The sequence below is a fragment of the Pseudomonas sp. K5002 genome (genome assembly GCF_013386655.1).
GTDB lineage: Bacteria > Pseudomonadota > Gammaproteobacteria > Pseudomonadales > Pseudomonadaceae > Aquipseudomonas.
Genome location: NZ_JACARK010000173.1, coordinates 1 through 8,606, shown reverse-complemented (window position 1 = coordinate 8,606; position 8,606 = coordinate 1). Strand labels below are relative to the sequence as shown.

Annotated in this window: 8 protein-coding genes and 1 pseudogene; 3 read left to right on the top strand and 6 right to left on the bottom strand. The window is 60.4% G+C overall.

Going from position 1 to position 8,606, the window contains the following annotated elements; translation table 11 throughout:
• The 5 genes and pseudogenes from HX846_RS09875 to HX846_RS09855 all read right to left on the bottom strand — a co-directional run.
• Positions 1 to 661, bottom strand: a pseudogene (locus HX846_RS09875) (hypothetical protein); the annotation flags it as partial.
• Complete coding sequence (locus HX846_RS09870) at positions 658 to 1,536, bottom strand: endonuclease/exonuclease/phosphatase family protein (protein WP_003214803.1); 879 nt, start codon at positions 1,534 to 1,536, stop codon at positions 658 to 660. The gene HX846_RS09870 and the pseudogene HX846_RS09875, both read right to left, overlap by 4 nt.
• A gap of 10 nt (positions 1,537 to 1,546) precedes the next feature.
• Positions 1,547 to 2,185 (bottom strand): thiol:disulfide interchange protein DsbA/DsbL, encoded by a 639-nt coding sequence (locus HX846_RS09865; RefSeq protein WP_063033700.1) that lies wholly within the window; start codon positions 2,183 to 2,185, stop codon positions 1,547 to 1,549.
• Between the two features lie 169 nt (positions 2,186 to 2,354).
• The gene (locus tag HX846_RS09860; RefSeq protein ID WP_003214807.1) at positions 2,355 to 2,960 is read right to left on the bottom strand and encodes a cytochrome c4; all 606 of its coding nucleotides are present in this window, start codon (positions 2,958 to 2,960) and stop codon (positions 2,355 to 2,357) included.
• A gap of 33 nt (positions 2,961 to 2,993) precedes the next feature.
• Positions 2,994 to 3,296 (bottom strand): cytochrome c5 family protein, encoded by a 303-nt coding sequence (locus HX846_RS09855; RefSeq protein ID WP_003214809.1) that lies wholly within the window; start codon positions 3,294 to 3,296, stop codon positions 2,994 to 2,996.
• Between the two features lie 192 nt (positions 3,297 to 3,488).
• Here HX846_RS09855 and yihA point away from each other — a divergent pair, with 192 nt between their 5' ends.
• Positions 3,489 to 4,130, top strand: coding sequence for a ribosome biogenesis GTP-binding protein YihA/YsxC (gene yihA / locus HX846_RS09850; protein ID WP_003214811.1), 642 nt, complete (start codon positions 3,489 to 3,491; stop codon positions 4,128 to 4,130).
• A 266-nt stretch (positions 4,131 to 4,396) separates the two neighbouring features.
• Here the strand turns inward: yihA and polA are convergent, their stop codons facing one another.
• Complete coding sequence (gene polA / locus HX846_RS09845) at positions 4,397 to 7,189, bottom strand: DNA polymerase I (protein WP_178965322.1); 2,793 nt, start codon at positions 7,187 to 7,189, stop codon at positions 4,397 to 4,399.
• Positions 7,190 to 7,263: 74 nt separating this feature from the next.
• On the opposite strand from polA, the gene HX846_RS09840 reads away from it, so the two are divergent.
• Positions 7,264 to 7,554, top strand: coding sequence for a DUF2782 domain-containing protein (locus HX846_RS09840; protein ID WP_178965321.1), 291 nt, complete (start codon positions 7,264 to 7,266; stop codon positions 7,552 to 7,554).
• 56 nt (positions 7,555 to 7,610) lie between these two features.
• On the top strand, positions 7,611 to 8,564 hold the full coding sequence (locus HX846_RS09835; RefSeq protein ID WP_102367835.1) for a homoserine kinase: 954 nt from the start codon (positions 7,611 to 7,613) through the stop codon (positions 8,562 to 8,564).
• Positions 8,565 to 8,606 lie beyond the last annotated feature (42 nt).

Here is an 8,606-nt window from a genome sequence, read left to right as displayed (position 1 = left end):
GCGCCTGGGCCAGTTCTGCCGATTGCGCCGGCGCTTCAACTTCATCCACCGGCCTGGGCTTTGGCGCAGCAGGCGCCGGAGAAGCCGGGCGGGATGGCGTGGGCGCTTCAACCTCCGGCGTGTCGATTGCGTCCTTGGTGCCAAACAGACGCTGCAACAGCCCCGGGCTCGAACGGCTGGTTTCGCCCTCCGGCTCCAGGTTACTCAACGCCTGCCCCTGCAGGCCGCTCAGCTCACTCAGCAACAGCGGGATCTCCCGCGCCTGGCCAACCCGACCGTCCAGCTGCTTGGCGAAAGCCTTCAGCGGGCGACTCACGTCCCGTGGCAAGGGCAGTTTCTGCAACTGAGTGACCAGGGCCGTCAACGCGCTGCCGATCTGGTCAACCCGGGTTTCGCGGCGCTGCTCCGAATCCAGCACGGCCTTTTCCAGGCGCGGCAGCAATGCAGCGAGGGCGGCGTCCATGTCGTCGGTGCGCACCACATCGCGCATTTCCTTCATGCATTGGTCAACCGCTCGGTCGGTCCCTTCTGCCGCCAGGGTGCTGCGCACCAGCCCTCGGCGCAGCAGGTCGAGGCGGGCGGCCCAGCGACGCTCGAGCTTTTCTTGTTGCTCGACGCTTTTAAGGTATTTCTCTTTCCAACGCTGGGCGTCGTCGCTCATGCAAGGGGTCCGCGAGGGCCGGGGCTCAACGCGGGCAATGCATCAGCCGTGAGCGAACCCGGCAGACGAATCTCTACCGCGACGGGCAGGTGATCGGAGATGGGCTGCGCCAGTACCTGCACACTTTCGAGTGTCAGGGTCGGGCTGAGCAGGATGTGATCAAGACAACGTTGCGGTCGCCAGCTGGGAAAGGTGGCTTCGACTTGCGGCGCCAGCAACCCAAGGTCGCGCAACGGGGAATTCTGTAGCAGGTCGCTGGCGTGGGTGTTCATGTCCCCCATCAGCACCTGGTGTTTGTAGTTGCCAATCAACTCGCGGATGTAGGCCAACTGCAGGGTGCGGGTTCGTGCCCCCAACGCGAGGTGCATCATCACCACGACCAACGCTTCCGGCCCTTCGCCGAACCTCACGAGAATCGCCCCGCGGCCTTTTGGACCGGGTAACGGGTGATCCTCGATCGCCCACGGCTTCAGACGGCTGAGCACACCATTGCTGTGCTGGCCGAGTTTGCCGAGGTTGCGATTGAGTTGTTGATACCAGTAGGGAAAGGCACCGAGCTGGGCAAGGTGCTCGACCTGGTTGATGTAGCCGGAACGCAGGCTGCCACCATCGGCCTCCTGCAGGGCTACCAGGTCGAAGTCACCCAGCAGGTCGCCGATCTTTTGCAGATTGCCGGCACGCCCATTGTGGGGCAGCAGGTGCTGCCAGCCACGGGTCAGGTAATGCCGGTATTTCTCGGTACTGATACCCACCTGGATATTGAAACTGAGCAGGCGCAACCGACTGTCAGCCGGCAGGCCCGTGGATTCCAGGTGATGTTCGTTGACCTTCGGGTCATGCAGGCCAACGACACGTTCAGTACCCCAGCGACGCATGACGGGCCCCTTACTTGGCTGCGCGCTCTTTGGCGATCAATTGGTCGGCCACGTTCAGCGCCTGCTCTTCGCCGCCGGCACTGCCGATGTCAAAGCGGTATTTGCCGTTGACGATCAGCGTCGGTACGCCTTGCACGCCGTATTTCTGGGCCAGTTCCTTGTATTGGGCCATCTTGCCCTTCACAGCGAACGAGTTGAATGTCTCCAGGAACTTGGTTTTGTCGACGCCTTGGGTGGCGACGAAATCGGCCATGTCTTCAGGCTTCACAAGGCGCTTGCCTTCTTTCTGGATGGCATTGAAGACAGCCGCGTGAACCTTGTGTTCTACACCCATGGTGTCCAGGGTAATGAACAGCTGGCCGTGGGCGTCCCATGGGCCGCCGAACAGGGCAGGAATACGTTTGAAGTTCACGTCCTGAGGCAGCTTATCGACCCACGGATTGATGACTGGCTCAAAAGCGTAGCAATGCGGGCAGCCATACCAGAACAGCTCCACCACTTCGATCTTGCCCGGTACGGAAACCGGCACAGGATTGGCCAGCTCAACGTAGGTTTTACCGGCTTCAAGCGGCACATTATCGGCAGCTTGTGCGGTCATGCCGAAAAGGCTGGCAGTGACGAGAGCGGCGCTGAGGATCAGATTACGCATGCTTTACTCCTGGACAAATAAAGTCGCCTCACGCGACCTTTGTTGTGACAGGTCTACGCGGGCATGAGTTCGTTAGTGTAACGGCACCGGCCACAAAAAAGGGCAGCCTGGGCCACCCTTTTTATGCTTGCATCGACGGATTAATCGAGCGTTAACGTAGCCGGGGCACTTAGTGCAGGCCCTGGATGTATTGGGACACGGCTTCGATGTCCTTGTTGCTGAGTTTCGCGGCGATGCTCTGCATGATCTTGGTATCGCCGTCGTTGGTGCGATTGCCTTCGCGGAAGTCCGTCAGCTGTTTGCCGATGTACTGGGCATGCTGGCCGCTCAAGTGCGGGAAGCCAGCGGCAGCAAGGCCTGCGCCGTTAGGCGAGTGGCAGCCGAGGCAGGAAGGCATGCCTTTTTCCAGGTTGCCGCCGCGGAACAATTCTTCACCGCGGGCCACCAGTTTCGGATCAGCAGCTCCCACACTGCCTTTCTGGCTGGCAAAATACGCCGCGATATCCGCCAGGTCCTGATCGCTGAGGTTGGTCAACAAGCCGGTCATTTCCAGGACCGTACGCTTGCCGTCCTTGATGTCGTGCATCTGCTTGGTCAGGTAACGCTCACCCTGGCCGGCCAGTTTTGGAAAGTTAGGCGCCGGGCTATTACCGTCCGGTCCATGGCAAGCACCACATACGGCGGCTTTCGCCTGGCCAGCAGTGGCGTCGCCTGCGGCATGGGCAACACCGGTGATGCCCAGGGTCAACAGCAGACTCACGATCAGTTTGTTCATCAGCTAATCCAACTACGGCTAAGGGTTAAAGAGTTATGGACCGGGTTCACTCACCATCAACTGAATGACGGCATGGTAATCCTCGGTACTGCAGTCCATGCACAAACCACGCGGCGGCATCGCCTTGAAACCCTGGGTCACGTGTTGCACCAGCGTGTCCATACCTTGAGCCAATCTTGGCTTCCAGGCTGCCTGGTCACCCCGTCCAGGGGCGTTGGGCAGCTGTCCAGCATGGCAGGCCCCGCAAAAGCGGTTGTACACAGCCTCCGGTTCCTGTGTAGCCTGCGCACTGTAAAGTGGCATCAAGAATCCGAAGGCCAGCAGCCACTTGGTCATACATCGACCTTTTCAGGGTTTGAGAGCGTTTTGCGTTCTAATGCGCAATAAAGGTCTATCGCTCCCGTGAACTTCATCCTTCGCTGGGACAAAGCACACACAAAATCTGCGGCATTATATACTGGCGCTACTGAAACGGAAACGACACCGCTTGCCGCACCTATTCCCGGCACCGCCCACATCGGAAAACTCATGCAACTCAAGAATCCCATCCTCGGCCTGTGCCAACAGTCCACCTTCATGCTCAGCGCCGCCAAAGTCGACCAATGCCCCGATGACGAAGGCTTCGAAGTCGCATTCGCCGGCCGTTCCAACGCCGGCAAATCCAGCGCGCTGAACACCCTGACCCACGCCAGCCTGGCCCGCACCTCGAAAACCCCGGGGCGCACACAGCTCCTCAACTTCTTCAAGCTAGACGATGATCGGCGTCTGGTCGACCTGCCGGGCTACGGTTATGCAAAAGTACCTATCCCGCTGAAGCTGCACTGGCAGCGTCACCTCGAAGCGTATCTGGGTGGCCGAGAGAGTTTGAAGGGTTTGATTCTGATGATGGACATCCGTCATCCAATGACCGACTTCGACCTGTTGATGCTCGATTGGGCCGTCGCCAGCGGCATGCCGATGCACGTCCTGCTGACCAAGGCCGACAAACTGACCTACGGCGCAGCGAAAAACACCCTGCTCAAAGTGCAGGCAGAAATCCGAAAGGGTTGGGGTGATGCGGTGACTATCCAGTTGTTCTCGGCGCCAAAACGCATGGGCCTGGAAGATGCCTACACTGTATTGGCAGGTTGGATGGAACTGGCTGACAAGGGTTCGGAAGCCGCCGAGTAAAAACTCGGGGCAAAAAAAACCCCGGACTTCGTATGGGGAGGGGAAGTTCGGGGTCCAAGTTCCGGACCGCTAGGGCGGGGTCCAGATATCTGCCAACACTTAACACAACATAGGAGCATTGAAGGGCTTCACCACCCATTCAGTAACTCTGAGTAGAAATTCACGGGTTAAGTTCCGGCACGTTCAAAAAACTATTGGAAATAACCCGCCGCGTTTTCCGATCTAAAGCGCTGCCGCGGCATGATGCCGCGGCCCAGGCCCCAGGTTTAGTGCGCTTCGTCCCAGTTGTCGCCCACGCCGACGTCTACCACCAGCGGCACATCCAGCTTTGCCGCCTCGCTCATGTGTTCACGAATCCTCGCGCTGACTTCAGCTACCAGGTCCTCACGTACCTCCAGCACCAATTCATCGTGCACTTGAAGGATGACCTTGGCGTCCAGGCCCGAGTCCGTCAGCCAGTTGTCGACCTTGACCATGGCCTTCTTGATGATATCGGCCGCAGTGCCCTGCATCGGCGCGTTGATTGCCGTACGCTCGGCGCCAGCACGCTCCTGAGGCTTGTTGGAATTGATCTCCGGCAGGTACAGGCGGCGCCCGAAAAGGGTTTCCACATAACCCTGATCAGCCGCCTGGGCACGGGTGCGCTCCATGTACTCGCGCACCCCCGGGTAACGGGCGAAGTACACATCGATATAAGCCTTGGCGGTCTTGGTGTCGACGCCGATGTCCTTGCCCAGCTTCTGGGCGCCCATGCCGTAGATCAGGCCAAAGTTGATCGCCTTGGCACTGCGACGCTGATTGGACGTGACCTCAGCCAACTCAACCTTGAACACCTCGGCCGCCGTGGCGGTGTGCACGTCCAGGTCGTCGCGGAACGCATTCAGCAAGCCTTCGTCCTTCGATAAATGCGCCATGATGCGCAGCTCGATCTGCGAGTAGTCCGCCGCCAGCAGCTTGTAGCCCTTGGGCGCGACAAATGCCTGGCGGATACGCCGGCCTTCAGCGGTACGCACCGGAATGTTCTGCAGGTTTGGATCGCTGGAGGACAGGCGCCCGGTTGCTGCTACGGCCTGGTGATAGGAAGTGTGCACGCGACCGGTGCGCGGGTTGATCTGCTCCGGCAAACGGTCGGTGTAGGTGCTTTTCAACTTGCTCATGCTGCGGTACTGCATCAGCACTTTCGGCAGTGGGTAGTCATCTTCAGCCAATTTGGCCAAGACTTCCTCGGCCGTCGAGGCCTGGCCCTTGCCGGTCTTCTTCAACACCGGCAACCCGAGTTTCTCGTAGAGAATCGCACCCAACTGCTTGGGCGAGCCCAGGTTGAATTCCTCGCCGGCGATTTCATACGCCTGGCGCTCGAGGTCGACCATCTTGTTGCCCAGCTCGATGCTCTGGATGCCCAGCAAGGCGGCATCCACCAGGGCGCCCTGACGCTCAATGCGCGCCAGCACGGGCACCAGCGGCATCTCGATGTCGGACAATACGCTGGCCAGGGTAGGAATAGCGGCAAGCTGCTTGTGCAGTTCCTGGTGCAAACGCAGGGTCACATCCGCGTCTTCCGCCGCGTAAGGGCCGGCTTGCTCCAGGGCAATCTGGTCAAAGGTCAGCTGCTTGGCGCCTTTGCCGGCGATGTCCTGGAAGCTGACGGTGTCGTGGTCCAGGTACTTCTTCGCCAGGCTGTCCATGTCGTGGCGCGTCGCCACGGAGTTCAGCACATAGGATTCAAGCATGGTGTCGAAGGCAATGCCGCGCACGGTGATGCCGTGTGCCGGGTCACCACCGATGGCGCAGTTGGCCAGGATGTTCATGTCGAACTTGGCGTGCTGGCCGACCTTGAGTTTTTCCGGGTCTTCGAGCAACGGCTTCAGGGCCAGCAGCACGGTGTCCCGATCCAGCTGTTCCGGCGCGCCGATGTAGGAGTGGGTCAGCGGAATGTAGGCTGCTTCATGGGCCTGCACGGCAAACGACACACCCACCAGTTGCGCTTTCTGGGCGTCGATCCCGGTGGTCTCGGTATCAAAGGCGAACAGCTTGGCGTCGTTGAGCTTCTTCAGCCAGACATCGAACTGGGCCTGGGTGAGGATGGTTTCGTACACCGGCTCCACAGAAACCGGCGCGACCACCTCAACCGCTTCCTCGGCGACCGCGGCCGAAGGAGCAGCGCTCAACTCGACGCGCTTGGCATCGCGTTGAATCTCGTCAATCCAGCTCTTGAACTCCAGCAGCGTATACAGCTCCAGCAGCTTCTCGCGATCCGGCTCGATCAGGTGCAAATCATCCAGGCCCACGTCCAGCGGCACGTCGATCTTGATCGTCGCCAGCTCGTAGGACAGGAACGCACTCGCCTTATGCTCTTCCAGTTTGGCGACCAGGGTCTTGGCACCACGAATCGGCAAGGTCGGCACGATATCGAGCTGCTCGTAGAGCTCCTTCAAGCCGCCGTTGACGCCTACCAACAGGCCGGAAGCCGTCTTCGGACCAATGCCCGGAACGCCCGGGATGTTGTCGGACGAATCGCCCATCAACGCCAGGTAATCGATGATCTGCTCGGGAGCGACACCGAATTTCTCCTTCACGCCCTCAACGTCCATGGCGCTACCGGTCATGGTGTTGACCAAGGTAATGTGCCCGTCGACCAGCTGCGCCATGTCCTTGTCGCCGGTGGAAATCACCACCGGACGGTCGGCGGCCGCGCTGCTGCGGGCCAGGGTGCCGATCACGTCGTCCGCTTCGACGCCTTCGACGCACAGCAGCGGGAAGCCCAGGGCGATCACGCTCTGGTGCAGCGGCTCGATCTGCACGCGCATGTCATCGGGCATGCTCGCGCGGTTGGCCTTGTATTCGGCGTACAGCTCATCGCGAAATGTCCCGCCCTTGGCGTCGAACACCACCGCGAACGGACTGTTCGGGTATTGCTTGCGCAGGCTTTTGAGCATGTTCAACACGCCCTTGACCGCGCCGGTAGGCAGGCCTTTGGAAGTGGTGAGCGGCGGCAGCGCGTGAAAGGCGCGGTACAGGTAAGAAGAACCGTCCACCAGGACGAGGGGGGCTTGGCTCATGAGCAGGATCAACCTTTTCGGCGGGTCAGGCGCTAGAATAGCCGGACCAATGACGACAAAGGGACAAGGTTATCATGCGTACAGTAAATCGCCTGTTGTTGACCGGCTTGATTGCACTCACTCCGATGGTGGCCATAGCGGCAGATACTGCCCCTTCGGGCGACCCGGAAGTCACCATTCGCACGGAAGGCGACAAGACCATTCAGGAATACCGCCAGAATGGTTTCCTGTACGCGATCAAGGTGACCCAGAAAGGCTTTCCGCCTTACTTCCTGGTGCGCGCGGACGGAACCGATGCGAACTTCATCCGCTCTGACCAGCCGGATATGCTGATCCCGTCATGGAAGATCTTCGAATGGAAATGATTTCTTAACTTTAATCGGCGCTGCTCCCCGCAGCGCCCGTAACGGCAGTTTTAACCATGTCTGTGTTCACCCCCCTGGCTCGGCCCGAGCTGGAAACCTTTCTTGCCCCTTACGGGCTCGGCCGCCTGCTTGATTTCCAGGGGATTGCCGCTGGTAGTGAAAACACCAATTTCTTCATCAGCCTGGAACAGGGCGAATTTGTCCTGACCCTGGTCGAACGCGGCCCCGTGCAGGAAATGCCGTTCTTCATCGAACTGCTGGACGTGCTCCACGACGCTGATTTGCCAGTGCCTTACGCCCTGCGTACCACCGACGGCGTGGCCTTGCGCGAGTTGGCGGGCAAACCGGCGCTGCTGCAACCGCGCCTGGCGGGCAAGCACATCAAGGACGCCAACGCCCAGCATTGCGTGCAAGTGGGCGAATTGCTCGGGCACCTGCACCTGGCCACCCAAGGCGAGAAGGTGCTGGAACGCAAGACCGATCGCGGGCTGGACTGGATGCTCAGCGAAGGCGCGCAACTGATTTCGCACCTCGACGCGGAACAACGCGGCCTGTTGCAAGCGGCGCTGGATGAGATCGAGGCGCACAAGGCGCAGATCCTCGCGCTGCCCCGGGCAAACATCCACGCCGACCTGTTTCGCGACAACGCGATGTTCGAAGGCACGCACCTGACCGGGCTGATCGACTTCTACAACGCCTGCTCGGGGCCGATGCTGTACGACGTGGCGATCGCCCTGAACGACTGGTGCTCGGACGCCGACGGCGTGATCGACGGCCAACGGGCGCGGGCGTTGCTGGGGGCTTATGCGGGCTTGCGACCGTTTACCGCCAAGGAAGCGGAGCTGTGGCCGACCATGCTGCGTGTGGCCTGTGTGCGGTTCTGGCTGTCACGCCTGATTGCGGCGGAATCGTTCGCCGGGCAGGACGTGCTGATTCACGACCCGCGCGAGTTTCAGGTGCGCCTGGCGCAACGCCAGCAGGTCAAGACCCCGCTGCCGTTCGCGCTGTAAAGATCGTACGCGATCAAAATGTGGGAGCGGGGGTGGGGCCGC